This is a genomic window from Leptolyngbya sp. BC1307, assembly GCF_002286735.1.
Taxonomy (GTDB): Bacteria; Cyanobacteriota; Cyanobacteriia; order Phormidesmidales; family Phormidesmidaceae; genus Phormidesmis.
In genome coordinates, this window is the sequence record NZ_NRTA01000008.1 from 25154 (window position 1) to 40069 (window position 14916).

At 52.7% G+C, this 14916-nt stretch carries 14 protein-coding genes; 9 read left to right on the plus strand and 5 right to left on the minus strand.

What is annotated here, in order from left to right:
* Positions 1 to 2877 carry a type I restriction endonuclease subunit R gene (locus CKL79_RS06815; protein WP_121968839.1) on the plus strand — a complete coding sequence of 959 codons (2877 nt, stop codon included), beginning with the start codon at positions 1 to 3 and terminating at the stop codon, positions 2875 to 2877.
* Between the two features lie 67 nt (positions 2878 to 2944).
* On the opposite strand, the gene CKL79_RS06820 is transcribed toward CKL79_RS06815, so the two are convergent.
* On the minus strand, positions 2945 to 4141 hold the full coding sequence (locus CKL79_RS06820) for a Coenzyme F420 hydrogenase/dehydrogenase, beta subunit C-terminal domain (RefSeq protein WP_121968840.1): 1197 nt from the start codon (positions 4139 to 4141) through the stop codon (positions 2945 to 2947).
* 162 nt (positions 4142 to 4303) lie between these two features.
* Between CKL79_RS06820 and nei the strand changes: the two genes are divergently transcribed.
* Positions 4304 to 5125: an endonuclease VIII gene (gene nei / locus CKL79_RS06825; protein WP_121968841.1), complete on the plus strand. Its 822-nt coding sequence runs from the start codon at positions 4304 to 4306 to the stop codon at positions 5123 to 5125.
* A 273-nt stretch (positions 5126 to 5398) separates the two neighbouring features.
* The gene (locus tag CKL79_RS06830) at positions 5399 to 7612 is read left to right on the plus strand and encodes a response regulator (protein WP_121968842.1); all 2214 of its coding nucleotides are present in this window, start codon (positions 5399 to 5401) and stop codon (positions 7610 to 7612) included.
* A 17-nt stretch (positions 7613 to 7629) separates the two neighbouring features.
* On the opposite strand, the gene CKL79_RS06835 is transcribed toward CKL79_RS06830, so the two are convergent.
* Positions 7630 to 7971 carry a hypothetical protein gene (locus CKL79_RS06835; protein ID WP_205879019.1) on the minus strand — a complete coding sequence of 114 codons (342 nt, stop codon included), beginning with the start codon at positions 7969 to 7971 and terminating at the stop codon, positions 7630 to 7632.
* 160 nt (positions 7972 to 8131) lie between these two features.
* Here CKL79_RS06835 and CKL79_RS06840 point away from each other — a divergent pair, with 160 nt between their 5' ends.
* Complete coding sequence (locus tag CKL79_RS06840) at positions 8132 to 8506, plus strand: response regulator (protein ID WP_121968844.1); 375 nt, start codon at positions 8132 to 8134, stop codon at positions 8504 to 8506.
* Positions 8507 to 8739: 233 nt separating this feature from the next.
* Positions 8740 to 8955: a universal stress protein gene (locus CKL79_RS06845; RefSeq protein WP_170943995.1), complete on the plus strand. Its 216-nt coding sequence runs from the start codon at positions 8740 to 8742 to the stop codon at positions 8953 to 8955.
* Between the two features lie 271 nt (positions 8956 to 9226).
* On the opposite strand, the gene CKL79_RS24160 is transcribed toward CKL79_RS06845, so the two are convergent.
* Entirely contained in the window at positions 9227 to 9358 is a 132-nt protein-coding gene (locus CKL79_RS24160) for a hypothetical protein (RefSeq protein ID WP_276299349.1), read from the minus strand.
* Positions 9359 to 9407: 49 nt separating this feature from the next.
* Positions 9408 to 10298, minus strand: coding sequence for an AEC family transporter (locus CKL79_RS06855; RefSeq protein ID WP_121968847.1), 891 nt, complete (start codon positions 10296 to 10298; stop codon positions 9408 to 9410).
* Positions 10299 to 10457: 159 nt separating this feature from the next.
* Here CKL79_RS06855 and nblB point away from each other — a divergent pair, with 159 nt between their 5' ends.
* Both nblB and CKL79_RS06865 read left to right on the plus strand, forming a co-directional pair.
* Positions 10458 to 11135: a phycobilisome degradation protein NblB gene (gene nblB, locus CKL79_RS06860; protein ID WP_121968848.1), complete on the plus strand. Its 678-nt coding sequence runs from the start codon at positions 10458 to 10460 to the stop codon at positions 11133 to 11135.
* A gap of 871 nt (positions 11136 to 12006) precedes the next feature.
* Entirely contained in the window at positions 12007 to 12564 is a 558-nt protein-coding gene (locus tag CKL79_RS06865) for an anti-sigma regulatory factor (protein ID WP_276299352.1), read from the plus strand.
* A 74-nt stretch (positions 12565 to 12638) separates the two neighbouring features.
* Here the strand turns inward: CKL79_RS06865 and CKL79_RS06870 are convergent, their stop codons facing one another.
* Complete coding sequence (locus CKL79_RS06870; RefSeq protein ID WP_276299354.1) at positions 12639 to 12956, minus strand: DUF6439 family protein; 318 nt, start codon at positions 12954 to 12956, stop codon at positions 12639 to 12641.
* 65 nt (positions 12957 to 13021) lie between these two features.
* Between CKL79_RS06870 and CKL79_RS06875 the strand changes: the two genes are divergently transcribed.
* Both CKL79_RS06875 and asnS read left to right on the plus strand, forming a co-directional pair.
* Positions 13022 to 13375 (plus strand): hypothetical protein, encoded by a 354-nt coding sequence (locus CKL79_RS06875; RefSeq protein WP_121968849.1) that lies wholly within the window; start codon positions 13022 to 13024, stop codon positions 13373 to 13375.
* A 77-nt stretch (positions 13376 to 13452) separates the two neighbouring features.
* Positions 13453 to 14859 carry an asparagine--tRNA ligase gene (asnS, locus tag CKL79_RS06880; protein WP_121968850.1) on the plus strand — a complete coding sequence of 469 codons (1407 nt, stop codon included), beginning with the start codon at positions 13453 to 13455 and terminating at the stop codon, positions 14857 to 14859.
* Positions 14860 to 14916: the final 57 nt, after the last annotated feature.

A 14916-nucleotide genomic window follows, 5' to 3' on the forward strand; every position in this document is an offset into this window, starting at 1 on the left:
ATGCCTCAATCAGAACTAGAACTAGAAAAAAACCTAATCGAACGCTTAACAGGGCTCGGCTACGAACGCGCCACCATCCGCAACGCCGCAGACCTCAAAGCCAACCTCAAAACCCAGCTCGAAAAACACAACGCCACCACCCTCAGCCCCCAAGAATTCGCCCAAGTCCTCAACCACCTCGACAAAGGCACCGTCTTCACTCGCGCCAAAACCCTGCGCGACAAAATGGAACTCCTCCGCGACGACGGCACCACCACCTATCTCGAATTCCTCAACACCGAACACTGGTGCCAAAACCAATACCAAGTCACCAGCCAAGTCACCCAGCAGGGATCATACAAAAACCGCTACGACGTAACCTTACTGATCAACGGCCTGCCCCTCGTCCAAATCGAACTCAAACGCCGAGGACTCGAACTCAAAGAAGCCTTCAACCAAATCAACCGCTACCAGCGCCACTCCTACAGCGCCGAACTTGGCCTCTTCAACTACGTCCAAATCTTCGTCATCTCCAACGGCGTCAACACCCGCTACTACGCCAACAACCGCAAACAAGAATACAAACAAACCTTCTACTGGGCCAACGAACAAAACACCCTAATCACCCAGCTAGACGACTTTGCCGACAGCTTTTTGGAAAAATGCCACCTCTCCAAAATGATCTGCAAATACATCGTCCTGCACGAATCCGACAAAGTGCTGATGGTACTGCGCCCCTACCAGTACTACGCCGTAGAAGCCATCATTAAACGAGTCGAAACCACTCACAAAAATGGCTACATCTGGCATACCACCGGATCGGGCAAAACCCTCACCAGCTTCAAAGCCGCCCAAATCCTCACTGCCCTACCCAAAGTACACAAAGTCCTCTTCGTGGTAGATCGCGCCGACCTCGACTACCAAACCAGCAAAGAATTCAACTACTTTAGCGAAGGCTGCGTAGACACCACCGACAGCACCCGCCAGCTCGTCAGCCAAATGACCGGCGACAGCTCGCTAATTGTCACCACCATTCAAAAGCTCAACACCGCGATCAAAAGCCAGCGCCACGAAGCGGCAATGGCCCCCCTTCAAGATCAGCGCATCGTCTTTATCTTCGACGAATGCCACCGCTCCCAATTTGGCGAAACCCACAAAAATATCGTCAAATTCTTCCCTAACGCCCAACTATTTGGCTTCACCGGCACCCCCATCTTCGCCGACAACGCCGCCAGCAACGAACACGGCAAACGCACCACCAAAGACCTCTTTGAAGAACGCCTACACCGCTATGTGATTACCAACGCGATCGCCGACGAAAACGTCTTAAAGTTCTCCGTCGAATACTGGGGCAAAATTAAGCGCAAAGACGGCACCCTCATCACCGAACCCAAGCTAGATAGAGACTTCTTTGAAAACCCCGACCGCATTTCTCTGATCGTCGATTGGATCATTGCCCACCACGCCCGCAAAACCAGCGGCAAAAAATTCTCCGCCATGCTCTGCGTCAGCAGCGTAGACACCCTCATCACCTACTACGAAACCTTTAAGCGCAAGCAGCAGCAAGGACTGCACGATCTGCGAGTCGTCACTATCTTCACCCCCGGCACCAACGAAGCCGACGAAGACGCCAACGGCCTAATCGGCGAACCCGACTTTAATATCGTCGCCGACACCAGCCGCCCCCACAGCCGCGACAAACTCAACGAATTTATCACCGACTACAACCAGCAATACCAAACCAAACAGTCCGCCAAAGACAGCAAAGCCTTCTACACCTACTACAAAGACATCGCCAAGCGCATGAAAGACCGTGACAGAGAAGGCTTTCAAGACAAAGACCGCGCCGATATCTTGCTAGTGGTCAACATGTTCCTCACCGGCTTCGATGTCAAACACCTCAACACCCTCTACGTCGATAAAAACCTCAAATACCACGGCCTGATTCAGGCATACTCCCGCACTAACCGCATCCTCGCCGAACTCAAATCTCAGGGCAATATCGTCTGCTTTCGCAACCTCAAAGCCAACACCGATCAGGCCGTCGCCCTCTTTTCCGACCCCAACGCCAACGAAGAAATATTCATTGAGCCCTACGAGCACTACACCGAACAATTTAATGAAGGGGTGCAGGTATTGAGAGCGATCGCCACACTCCCCAACGATGTTAACCAGCTCATCAGCGAAGACGATCAGGTCGAATTCGTCAAAGCCTTTCGTACCCTCATCCGCCTGCTAAACGTCAGCAAATCATTCACCGAGTTTGATTTTTCTGACCTCAACCTAGACGAACAAACCTTTGAAGACTACAAAAGCAAATATCTAGACATCTACGATAGAACCCGCTCCCCAGGTGAAGAAAAAGAAGACTCCCTGATCGAAGAAATCGACTTTGAGCTAGAGCTAATTCAAAGAGACAACATCAACGTTGCCTACATCCTCAAACTGCTAGGAGACCTACAGCGAGACATTAAAGACGACGCCACCCAAGCAGACTATCAGCAGAAAAAAGCATCCATCCTTGAGCTACTCGACAAAGAAGCCCAGCTACGCGGCAAACGCGATCTCATCGAAAAATTCATTGAAGATCGGATGCCTGCCATAGAGCCAGAAGAAACCGTCGAAACCGTGTTTAAAGACTTCTGGGATCAGGAACGAATTGAAGCCGTTCAGCAGCTCTGCGCCGCCGAAAACCTCAACGAAGCCGCCGTCAATAAAATGATCGCCGACTACAAATTTTCAGGCAAAGAGCCCCTGAGAGAAACCATAATCAGCGCCTGCAACGAAAAGCCCAAGCTCCTGGAGCGCAAAAAAATATTCAAGCGAGTCGTCTCGCAGCTACTCACCATCATTCACAAGTTCGATGATGCACTAGGCGAATTTGAAACAGAAGAATAAAACCGCTTCGAGCCCTGGCAAACCGTTTCAGCGTATCCCCATCCGTCTTTATTTGAGGCAGACGGTCTTAATCTTTAGGCAGCTTGTACTGCCCGACAATTCGCTTGGCAAATTCTGGCACATGCGCCGCTAGCTTCTCAGGATAATTGCGCCGCGTATACAGATAGTTGCGCGTAAAGTGCGAGTCGATAGAAAAGCGAGCGTACTCCAGACCCTTCGGGCCAATTTTTTCGATCACAACGCCCATGAGCTTCGCCGCCCACATCGGTAGGGTGACGCCCTTGTCATAGGCAGGGATGCTGTTTTGTACGGCTTGTTTGCGATCGCCCTCACTCATTACCGGCTGCGTCTCAATGATTCCATCCAACAGCTCAAACATTTCCTGCCCGGTGTCATTGCGCACCACAATCCACTGCCAGCCAAAAGGCGCACCCATATAGCCCACCACAATATCCGCCAGCGAATTGGTGTAGTCAAAGCAGCTCATACAAGACGGCGCAAACACATCCTTCAGCTGGTTCGTTTTCAAGCCAAAGAATGGCACTTTCTCCTCCGAGCCATCTTCATGCTTAAAATGCACCTGAAAATCTTGCATAAATTCGTAGGCGACGACCGTATCCGGCGAGCGGCTCGTCGTATCTAAAAACTTCTGCAAGCCCGCCCGCGTCACATTATCTACACAGGGCATTCCCAGCACGTATAGTTTCTCTATCCCGAGCTTATCTTGCACAGATCGCAGCGCCTGCACCTGACAGCCCACCCCAATCACCAGCAGCCGCTTCATCCCCGACTGTTCTACCTGGTCAAGCACCGACAGGTTCGGCGACAGTGTCGGCTTATTCACCCGCGCTGCCAAAATATCTTCGGGCGATCGCGCAATCACCGGCAGCGGCTGAAAGCGATCGTCTTCAGTATGCTGCACGCACACCACCCCCTCAACCAGTCCCCGGTTTAGCATTTCTATTGCCAGCGTGCTGACAATGCCTGTCCACTGTGCGCCGTCAATCGGGGCTAGCTTGCGGGCTGCCACCATCTGCTGCTGCACGCCAAAATACAGCTCGTCTTCATTATCCAAATCGCGACTGCGCCCATGATTAGCCGCTTCCAAATCGCTTACCTGCTGGTTTAAAAACGCGCAGGCATCTTTGACATAGTGAATGTATGAGGTATCGCACAAACCGCACTCACTGCACAGCTCTTTAGCAGGCTTAGCCGCACCGGGCTTGAGAGGTCGGGCTTTGGCATGGGGCTGAGCTAGAGACATAGAGGTAAGGCCGTTCCTAAAGCAATGTAACCGTGATTTAACCTATGATCACAATAGCGCAACGGCCTCTCAGGTTTACCTGCAGTCAACCTTTTTGTAACCTTTCAAGAGAATAACCGTTCGCCCCTTCCCCTTTCTCCCTTTCCCCTCCTCTCCTCCCCCATGCCCGAAGGCCCCGAAATCCGCATCGCTGCCGACAAAATCGAAAAAGCCATCTGCCCCTACCCCGCCACCGAAATTTTCTTCGCCTTCGACCATCTCAAACCCTTTGAAGCCGACCTCACCGGCTGCCGGATAACCGGGGTCGAAACGCGGGGCAAAGCCATGCTCACCCATTTTGACAATGGCCTGAGCGTATACAGCCACAACCAGCTCTATGGTAAGTGGATGATACGCAAAGCTCATGATCTGCCCGACACAAACCGTCAGCTACGCTTTGCCATTCACAATGCCAAAAAGTCAGCCCTACTCTACAGCGCCTCCGATATCCAAATTTTGAGTGAGCCTGAGATTGAGGCGCACCCGTTTTTGAGCAAGCTCGGCCCCGATGTTCTCAGCTCAAAGCTTCAGCCGGAGCAATTGCAGGCTTCTCTCAAGGCTAAAAAACATTACCGCCGCCGCTTAGCTACCCTCTATCTCGATCAGCATTTTCTAGCAGGCATCGGCAACTACTTGCGCAGCGAAATTTTATTCATTGCCAGGCTCCATCCGCAGCGCCGCCCGATGGACTGCACAGGCGATCAGCTACTGGCGCTAGCAGAAGCCTCGATCTCAACCGCCTATCAATCGTACAAATACAGGGGCATTACCAATGATCTGGATTTGGCTAATAAGCTGAGGGCAAAGGGCGATCGCTACCGAGACTATCGGTACTGGGTCTTTGGCCGCGATCAAAAGCCTTGCTATATCTGTAGTACACCCATCGTCAAAGAGCGAGTGAGCAATCGACGAATTTACTACTGCCCGCAATGTCAGCCCGTCTGAGCTAGGCTCAAGAAGCGGACTATTGAGATGAGAAGCCCATTTAAAGGCGGCGGGCACAGTTGCCCTTGTCGTCGCTTTTTGTCAGATATCGGTCTTCAAAGCCGCTATATAGCGTTGGTCACTTGGCTTGAATACAGCAACGTAGGCATAACTTTTGCATAACAACAGGCCAAGTGACTCGCGTTACCCGAATGTATCCGGGTAACGCTATATTCGACACAGAGGCAGCACAGTTTTGACCAGACAGCCGCAGACTTTCCCGGAGCTACCCCAATGCGCATACTGCTAGTCGATGATGACGAAGCCCTAATGGAGTCTTTGGCAGAGCGGCTAATTCAGCAGCGCTACGCAGTAGATATTGCCGTCAATGGCCGCAGCGCGCAAGACTATGTCGATTTGTTTAACTATGATCTGGTCGTACTGGATTTGATGCTGCCCGACGGCGATGGCATTCAGTTTTGCGGGCAGTTTCGTCAGGGGGGCTATACCAATCCGCTGATGATCCTCACAGCCAAAGGGAGCACGGCTGAAAAAGTCAGCGCCCTGGATGCAGGAGCCGATGACTACGTCGTCAAGCCGTTTGATTTTGATGAGCTGTGCGCCCGGATTCGGGCTTTACTGCGCCGCGATGCTCAGGGGCTGCCGCCGGTTTTGCAATGGGGGCCGCTGTCTTTAGATCCCAGCACTTGCGAAACCACCTATCAACAGCAGCCCATTCACCTGACGCCGAAAGAATTTTCGATGATGGAGCTGTTTTTGCGTCAGCCTCATCGGGTTTATAGCTTGGGAGCCATTATTGACGATCTCTGGTCGTTTGAAGACTCACCCGGCGAAGACGCCATTCGCACGCATATCAAAGGGCTCAGGCGCAAGCTACAGACAGCGGGTGCGCCTAAAGACCTGATCAAAACGGTATATGGCCTTGGCTACCGCCTCAACGAGAAAATTGTTTGGAGCCACGACGAGCTGGCGCTGACCGCTGAGGTTCGTGAGTCTGAGGTTTATGAGTCCAAGGCTTATGAGTCTGGGGTTTATGAGCCTGGGGTTTACGAGAAAGATGCTTACAAGGAAGGCGACGCAGATGTAGCACTGACTTCGCAGGCGATCGCCAAAGCCTGCCAGCGCTATCTCAGCAGTGCTAGCCAGCAGGTGACCATCCTCGAAGCTGCCGCTAGCGCCATCAGCCGCGACGCGCTAGACCCACAGCTCCGCTATGCCAGCCAGATCAATGCTCATAAGCTAGCCGGATCTTTGGGCTGCTTTGGCATTGCCGAAGGCTCACAGATCGCCCGGCAGATAGAAACTCAGCTGCGATCGCTCTCTTCATTTTCTGCGCAGGAGACAGCAAACCCCGTCTCGCAGAGTATTAACCAGCTCGTACAAGCGCTGCGCCAACAGCTCGATCAAGCCTCGGCTGACGTGGCTACTCAGTCGGTGTCAGCGCCGGTGCCAGCAGGCAAGCCGCTCCTGCTGATCGTCAGCGAAGACGAAAATCTGACGCAGCAGCTAGTGCAAATTGCAGCGGCGGATGATCTGCAAGCTCAGGTCGTGACGGACCCCCAGCAGGCAAAAGATCTGTTTGACCTGAGGCGGCAGTCGGCAAAAACTGAAGATAGCTTCTGGTCAGATTCGATTTCATACGACCCGATTTTATACAATCCGATCAGCAGCCTAGCAGCCTGTGCGGTAGCGGCGGTTAATGGCTCTGGTGCCAGCCAACTTGCCAGCCAACTACCCGATCTGCTGCTGCTCGACCTCGCTGCCGATGCCACTGCTTTCTCAGGGCTGATTCGAGCGGCCAGACAAGACTACGCCATGCCTACGATGGTTTTAGCAGACCGTCAGCTAGCGCTAGCGGATCGGCTTGAGCTGGTAAAACAAGGGGTCGCGCTGATGAGCGATCGCACTGCCCCGCCAGCGCAGATTATAGCCTCTGCAGCCAGCCAGCTCAAAGCGAGGGTGAGTTCTATTCGGATTGCGATCGCCGCCGCCGACCCGCAGATATTGGCCCTGCTCAAAATCCGCTTAGAGCCCCAAGGATTTCAGGTGCAAACCTTTGAAAGCGCCCTTGACCTGTGGCAGTGGCTGACTGCCGCTAGTACAGCTGCTAGCCCTACAGCCGCTAGCCCTAACAGTGCAGAAGCCACCTCAGAGCCCAAGCCCACCGCCCCCAAAGTTGACATGCTGATATTAGACGTAGAGATGCCAGAGATGAACGGCCTGGAAATTTGCCAGGTACTGAGAGCCGACACTCGCTTTCAGACGCTGCCTATTCTATTTTTGACCGCGCACCCAGAAGACAGCTTGCGCAACCAGGCGTTTCAAGCGGGCGCTAATGGTTTTATTGACAAAGCGATCGCCCCTACTGATCTCGCCGCCCGCCTACGCAATCAGCTCGATCACCAGCCGCTAGCTCATCACCCATCCATCAATCCCCCTCAGCGCGAAGCGAGCAGCTCGACCACCTGCCCACTGATCCGCTCGTAGCTGCGGTTATTTCTCAGCTAAACCAAACTCGGCGGGCAATAGCCTAAGCCCCGCACAAAAGTCGCCCGAAAATCTTCTATATCGGCTGGCTGCAGGGCACCGTGAGAAACTACTACTACCTGGCATCGGTTCATCACCTCAGTGATCGACATACTGGCATCTAGTCCGTCGAGTGCTCGCGAAATCGGCACAGACGGCCGATATGAGCAGCCGTTTTCATTCAGAAAAGCTCTAAAATCGAGGTCTTGGTCAGGCAAAAGAGAGTCTTTTAGCTTAATCCGGACCACCCACCGGTCTACCAGATAGATCACCGTTACCGCATCGAGGTTGATCGCTACCCGCTTCGATAGGTAGGTCAAAAGGCGTATAACCAGGCTTGTGTTAGCAAAACAATAGAGGTATTGCATAGTCTGAAAAGCTGCTGACTCGAAAAATTGCTATGAGTAGCGTAGCCCTCAAATCTGAGTAAACTATGAAGATACGCGTGCTTTTGTCAGAAACACGCTGTAAACATAAGCAATGACTCGCAAACAGATTTTGCTGATCGATGACCAACCCGATATTCAAACAGTTGTCCGCCTGAGCTTGAAAGTCGTCCGGGGCTGGCAGGTATTCACAGCTAGTTCCGGTAAAGAAGGCATTCAGCAGGCCAAAACCCATCAGCCCGACGCTATCTTACTGGATGTGATGATGCCAGAGATGGATGGGCCAGCGACGCTCGCCGTCCTCAAAGCCGATCCGGTCACTCAGTCTATTCCGATCATTTTTCTGACGGCTAAAGCCAGAGCTATTGACCGTAAAAAGCTCTACGAACTTGGCGCACAAGGCGTCATCAATAAACCCTTTAGCCCCACTACCCTCGCCAGTCAGATAGCGGGCTTTTTGAGCTGGTAAGACCAGCGCTGGCATATCGGCGTGCTAACACAGCTTTAAGCAATTCTGCTCTTCATAGTTTCCTCAGATTGTTGTCTTACAGTTTTTATAGAGTTAATTCATCAGACACAAAAAATTCTAAAGTCTATCTCCAAAGACCTATCTCCAAAGGGCTTGCAGCATCTGACAACAGATGTATGAGAGCAAATAAAATGCCGGGAGAGGCTTTAAAGAACGTTGCCAGGGAGGAAGCTATGTTCAAAAAAGTATTAGCTGCGCTTGACTTGTCAGATGCTAGCGAGGCCGTGTTTGAGAGTGCTTTGGAGCTGGCGATCGCCTCTCACTCACAGCTTATGCTCCTACATACCCTCGTTGCCGAGCACAATGGCGGCCCCGCGCTACCTGTTTCTGCCCCTTGGGACTACTATGCCGATGAACGAGTAGATGAACTGGCGGCTTCAAACTTATGAACTATCCCATGAACACTTGTATTTGCTGCGATCGCACTCTCCTCAGACACATTCTCCACGGCCAGACTTACTGGTACTGCACTCACTGCCGTCAGGCAATGCCCCGTTTAGATAGACGCACTAGCGTAAGCAAGCCAATCGGACTGTCTTCTGATCAGTTGACAGCTGCTCAGACTGTCACATAGAAATAGTAGGTTTTGAACGAGGCGAACTGATTGGTCCGGCCGTTGACTGCGACGGCGATGGCCTCAGCGACGATCTCGACCCAAATTTAAACCAGCCGCTGATCGTTCAAGCCCCGGTTGATGGCATTCGCTACGACTTTGACCTGTCGCAAGCTGACGAATTCTACGAGTATGCGATCGCCAGTTACAGCGGCGATGTCGGTCTGTACATTTACCAAAACGGCGCACAGATTTTCGCGCCCCCCTGCGAGCCCGTTCCCGCAGCGGCTAGCGCGTCACCAGCCACAGCACCAGCGGCAAACTCGCAAAGCTGAGCACAGTCGATAGCACGATAGTCTTAGCGACTCGCACCGTATCGCCGCCCAGCTCAGTCACCCAAATCAGCGTATTGACGGCCACCGGCATCGCTGCCTGCATCACCAGCACAGCCAGATCGAGCCCCGCCAACCCCAGCAGCCGACCAATGCCGTAGGCGCTCAGCGGCGAAACCAGCAGCCGCAAACCCGCTGAAAGCAGCTCATAGCGGCCAAAGACAAGCTGTGTCCGCGCCAGCTGAATACCGAGTGTCAGCAGCGCCACTGGGATCGCCGCATCGCTTAGCAGCGCTAAAGCCCGATCTATAGCCAGCGGCACTGACCAGGCAAAGGCTTGTAGCGCCAGGCCCATCAGCGTCGCCCAAAAAACCGGCAGATTGAGCGTGACTTTCACCCCGGGGCGGATGCCTTCTCCTTTGAGAATGATGGGACCGGCGATCGCAATCGAAATCGAAGACGCCACCAGATAGACAATGGCGCGCTCTAGCCCTGCCTCCCCTAAGGCAAACAAAATAAACGGCAGGCCGATATTCCCCGAGTTAGCTAGCAGCGTCGTCGCCACCAGGCTTTTGCGCGTGTCAACTGGCAGCTTTAAGCCTTTGCCGAGGGCGATCGCCAGCAGATAGAGCACCACCGAATTCAGCAAAAACCCAGCGACAATGCCCAGCGCACTCCCTAGCGCCAGGGTGTTGTCATACAGCCCCGTTAGCACCAGCGCCGGTAGCAGTACATAAATATTGAGCCGGGCCAGCGTTTTGATATCTAGCGGAAACGTGCGGCCCACCCAAACGCCCGACAGTGCAACCAAAGTAACCGGCAGCACTGCCGATATCAAGACACCCATAAACTCGCCGCCGCCTGATGCTTAACCTTTTGTTACTACAGTCTAGACCGCCCAGCCCAGCCCAAGGCCCGCTTGCGATCTGTGCCTGGCGATGCGTGATCGATGAAATGCTCAGCCCTTATGCTTAAGAAGGTCGCTATAAAATATCCTCAGAAAACCATGAATGCTAACGATGCTGCCAACGCCCCTACCCCAGAGCAGATTAGCCAGGCGCTAAAGTCAGAGAACTTTGGCGATCGCATCAAAGCCCTCAATCAGCTACGCGATATCGATCCGGCAGTCGCTTTTAAGCTAATTCAGCCGCTTTGCGACGATAGAAACACCCGCGTTCGCTACGCCGCCGTCAGCCAGATATCTACCCTGGGCGAACAAGATAAGTCCACTGCCCTCAGCGTGCTTACAGCTTCCTTAGGCGACCCTGAGCCAGATGTCCAAGCCGCTGCAGCAGACTCACTCGGCGCGCTCAAGCTCACCGCCGCGCTAGACGATTTGCACGAACTCTATCAGCAAACCCCTGAGTGGCTGGTAAAAATGAGCATCATCGCTTGCCTGGGTGAAATGGGCGATCGCCGCGCCTTTGATCTACTCCAGTCAGCCCTGACCAGCGACAACGCCTTAATTTCTGTCTCGGCCATCGGCGCACTCGGAGAACTCAAAGATGAACGCGCCCTGCCGCTGCTATTGCCCTACGCCGACAGCGACGACTGGCAAGTCAGACACCGGGTAGCTCAGGCCCTTGGTCACTTCAGCGATCAGTCCGAAGCTGCGCAAGCCCTGCAAAAGCTAGCCAAAGATGAATCCGCCATTGTTGCTGAGACCGCCCAGAGCCACAAATAAGTCAGCGCCGGGCAGGACACTTCTCAGCAACAGCTATTGCCAATCAACAGCGCGATCATTTTGAGTTGCGCAACAATTCTTAATACCTTTTGACCGGACAAAGCTGAGTAATCAACCTCTCCAGCCAGATTTGTATGACTAGACAGATAGCAACTGTAAGATTACGCAACTGTTTTAACTTTGTCCGGGAGAGTTCACTATTTACCGTAGCGATCGCCTCAAGCACTCTCTAGAAAAGGAACAAACTATTACCTGAGTACAAGCCTGAATTGAATACATAAAAGCGCTCTTCCCGGTAAGAACAGCGCTCTTATTCACACTGACAAGCAGACTCGTTGTCCATCATCAAAACTTTATCTTCAGACAGTTTAATACCTTTATTCATGTCAACTTCAACACCCAAAACCCGACCGCTTTGGCTCGCACTCGCCATCCTAATCTTGCGTTTTACTTCGCGCATGACATCTAGAATCCTTGTGTACACATAGGTCTGACTCTATGCTAAGCGTCTTCTGCGAAATTTTCCTCTCCGTAGATTTCGCTAGTTGCGCAGACCAACCATGATATTCACTGGCTTAGTCAAAATCACAGCCTGACAGCAATACTACGGAGATTACTGAGGGCCAATATTCCTATACTTGGCAATCTACTGATATGTTCTGATAAACTAGGAACATATCAATATGGATTTATTTCAAATCAGATAATCTTCGAACGGGCCATCTCAAACAAGTTAATTTCAAATAGATAAAGGCCGGTATTGTCCAATACAGTTTTTATTTTATTTTCTTTGTAATTAAAGTGCTCTATTTCTAGCTGTCGCCTAGCGCGAGGGATTGTTCAGCTATGTCTAGATTCCTAAACTGGTTTTTTGAATACGAGTTTTCCGGGAGAGTCATCTAACTTGATTTACTCTGCTACCTCTGTTGTAAAGTCGCCTGCTGCCAACCGGTGGGAGAGCTTGAGCTTTACCTCTACTCTGTATCTCTGCCCTATTCTAGACGCGCTTCTAGAGCCGACACCCGATCCGCTGCGCGATGAGCTACGGCTCGGCCTGCAAGAGGCGCTGGTCAATGCGGCCAAGCATGGCAATGGCCTAGATCCTCAAAAGGTCGTTTCGGTTCGCTATGCCAGGGCTCACGGCTATTACTGGTGGATTGTCACCGACCAGGGCAACGGATTTGAACGGCCCGCTGCCTGCCTTTGCCCTTCGACAGAGAGTCCGCTGGTCAGTGAGTGCGGTCGCGGCCTCTACATCTTGCATCAGGTTTTTGATCAGGTTTGCTGGAGTGAAGACGGTAAAGAAGTTCATCTGATTAAGCAGATGCAGCCTTCCTTTTTGCCCGGCTGGGTTAGTGCCGTTTTTATGATGAGAGCGATTGAAGCCTGGTGGCGAAAATGGTTGCCTATCTCTATTCGCAGCGCCTGAAAGCACGACCTGAAAGCACGATTAGTAATCAACTGGTCAAGGCTTAAGGTCAACTTCTAACCCACCACAGGATTTTACTGAAGCGATCGCCGCTCCCCGTGAGTTGGGCAAGGGGGTGCTTTGAGGGTTTTATCTAACCAGCCGACGGCCTGAGTGAGCCGAGGTAAAGCTTCCTCTGGTCGGTCTTTGAGCAGATAGACCAGGGCCGCTGCCGCCTGCTCACGGGCGCGCACGGTGCGGTTAGCACTCAGCCGATGCCAGTCATTGGGTGAAATTGCCAGCTGTTCAGCTAGGGCCTGAGCCAATACTTCAGGGCTAAAAGATTGGAGTACCGAGCGGTCGGTCGGTGCAGCGCTAGCCGCTGACTGCGCGGGAGAAGTCGGGGGTACCAAAGCTATGTCCCTTTATAGTGATGGCCATCTATACTCTACTTTAGCGATCGCACTCTACTAAAGCCATGAAATTATTCCGCCGAGCCTCCAAGCGCAAACCCCATCTGCCGAGCGATGAAGACCTGGCAGCCTTTGAGAAAGATCTCAAAGCGGCGGCTGATGATTTCTTGCTATTGCGCGATCGCTTCTTTGCCATTCGTCGGGCCAAAGCCAAATATGAGCAAGATACCTCCATAGACATCAGCCGCCTTCCTGCCGAAGAACTTGCCCAGATGAGAGATCGAATTGAAGCGCTCAAAGTCACCTTAGAAAGTCATCTGCTCACTTGGCGCGAGGTGCAAGAACCCTTCTGGCAGGTGGTGCAGTTTGCCGGATTGGGGCTGGTCGTGGGCTGGTTTTTACGCGGTTGGCTCAGCTGAGCTGATGATTGGTTAGTTACGATTAGCCCAATAGAGCAGTCTGCCTTCATCCATCCACACTGCATAACTAAAGACATATGACGACTTCCCAGCGCATTAAGCACATCCTTAAGACCGGACAGCCCGGTGAAGCGCTGACCATTCAAGGCTGGGTCAGAACCAAGCGCGCCGCCAAGAAATTTACCTTTATTGAAGTCAATGACGGCTCTTCGATGAATGGGCTACAGGTAGTAGCGGGCGCAGATCTGCCTGACTATGTGGCCAGTATGGAGCGCCTCAGCACCGGCGCATCGGTCGAAATTAGCGGCACGCTAGCCGAGTCACCGGGTAAAGGGCAGCGCGTCGAGCTACAGGCCAAAACCATTGAAGTATTTGGCGAGTCAGACGGGGAGACTTACCCGCTGCAAAAAAAACGCCATTCATTCGAGTTTTTGCGCACGATTGGCCATTTGCGCAGTCGTACGAATACGCTGGGCGCAGTTTTTCGGGTGCGCAACGCCTGTGCCACGGCCATTCATCAGTTTTTCCAGGAGCGGGACTTTTTATGGATGCACACGCCCATTCTTACCGCTAGCGACTGTGAAGGGGCCGGCGAAATGTTTACGGTGACTCGCTTTAACCTCGACCAGATTCCGACCGATAAAAGCGGTAAAGCCGACTATGGGCAAGACTTTTTTGGCAGACCCGCTTACCTCACCGTCAGCGGTCAGCTCGAAGCCGAAATTATGGCGATGGCCTTCAGCAATGTCTATACCTTTGGCCCCACATTTCGCGCTGAAAACTCAAATACCTCGCGCCACTTAGCCGAATTTTGGATGGTAGAGCCCGAAATGGCCTTCTGCAACCTGGCGGGCAATATGGACTTGGCGGAGGCTTTTTTAAAGTACGTTTTTGCGTACGTGATGGAGCACTGCGCTGACGATATGGAATTTTTCAATCAGCGGATTGACAATGCCGTGCTCGAAACCGCTGAGAATATTATCAACAGCGAGTTTACCCGGATTAGCTATAGCGAGGCGATCGCCCTGCTCGAAACTGCCATCGAAAAAGGGGATAAAAAGTTTGACTATCCAGTTTCCTGGGGCGTTGATATGCAGTCAGAGCACGAGCGCTACCTGGCCGAAGAGTACTTTAAAAAGCCCGTGATCGTCACCGACTACCCGCGCGAGATTAAAGCCTTTTACATGCGCTTGAATGACGACGAAAAAACCGTCGCCGCGATGGACGTATTAGCCCCACGCCTGGGCGAAATTATCGGCGGCGCGCAGCGAGAAGAGCGGCTAGACATATTGGAGCAGCGCATTACCGCCGCCGGACTGCCTAAAGAAGACTACTGGTGGTATCTTGACCTGCGCCGCTACGGCACTGTGCCTCATGCTGGCTTTGGTCTGGGCTTTGAGCGCCTGGTTCAATTTATGACCGGCATGGCCAATATTCGCGACGTGATTCCCTTTCCGCGTACGCCCGATAATTTAGACTTCTAACGCGCCCCAGACACCCGGCGTAACAGGAAGATACAAACTCAGCCCAGCGCGACCAAT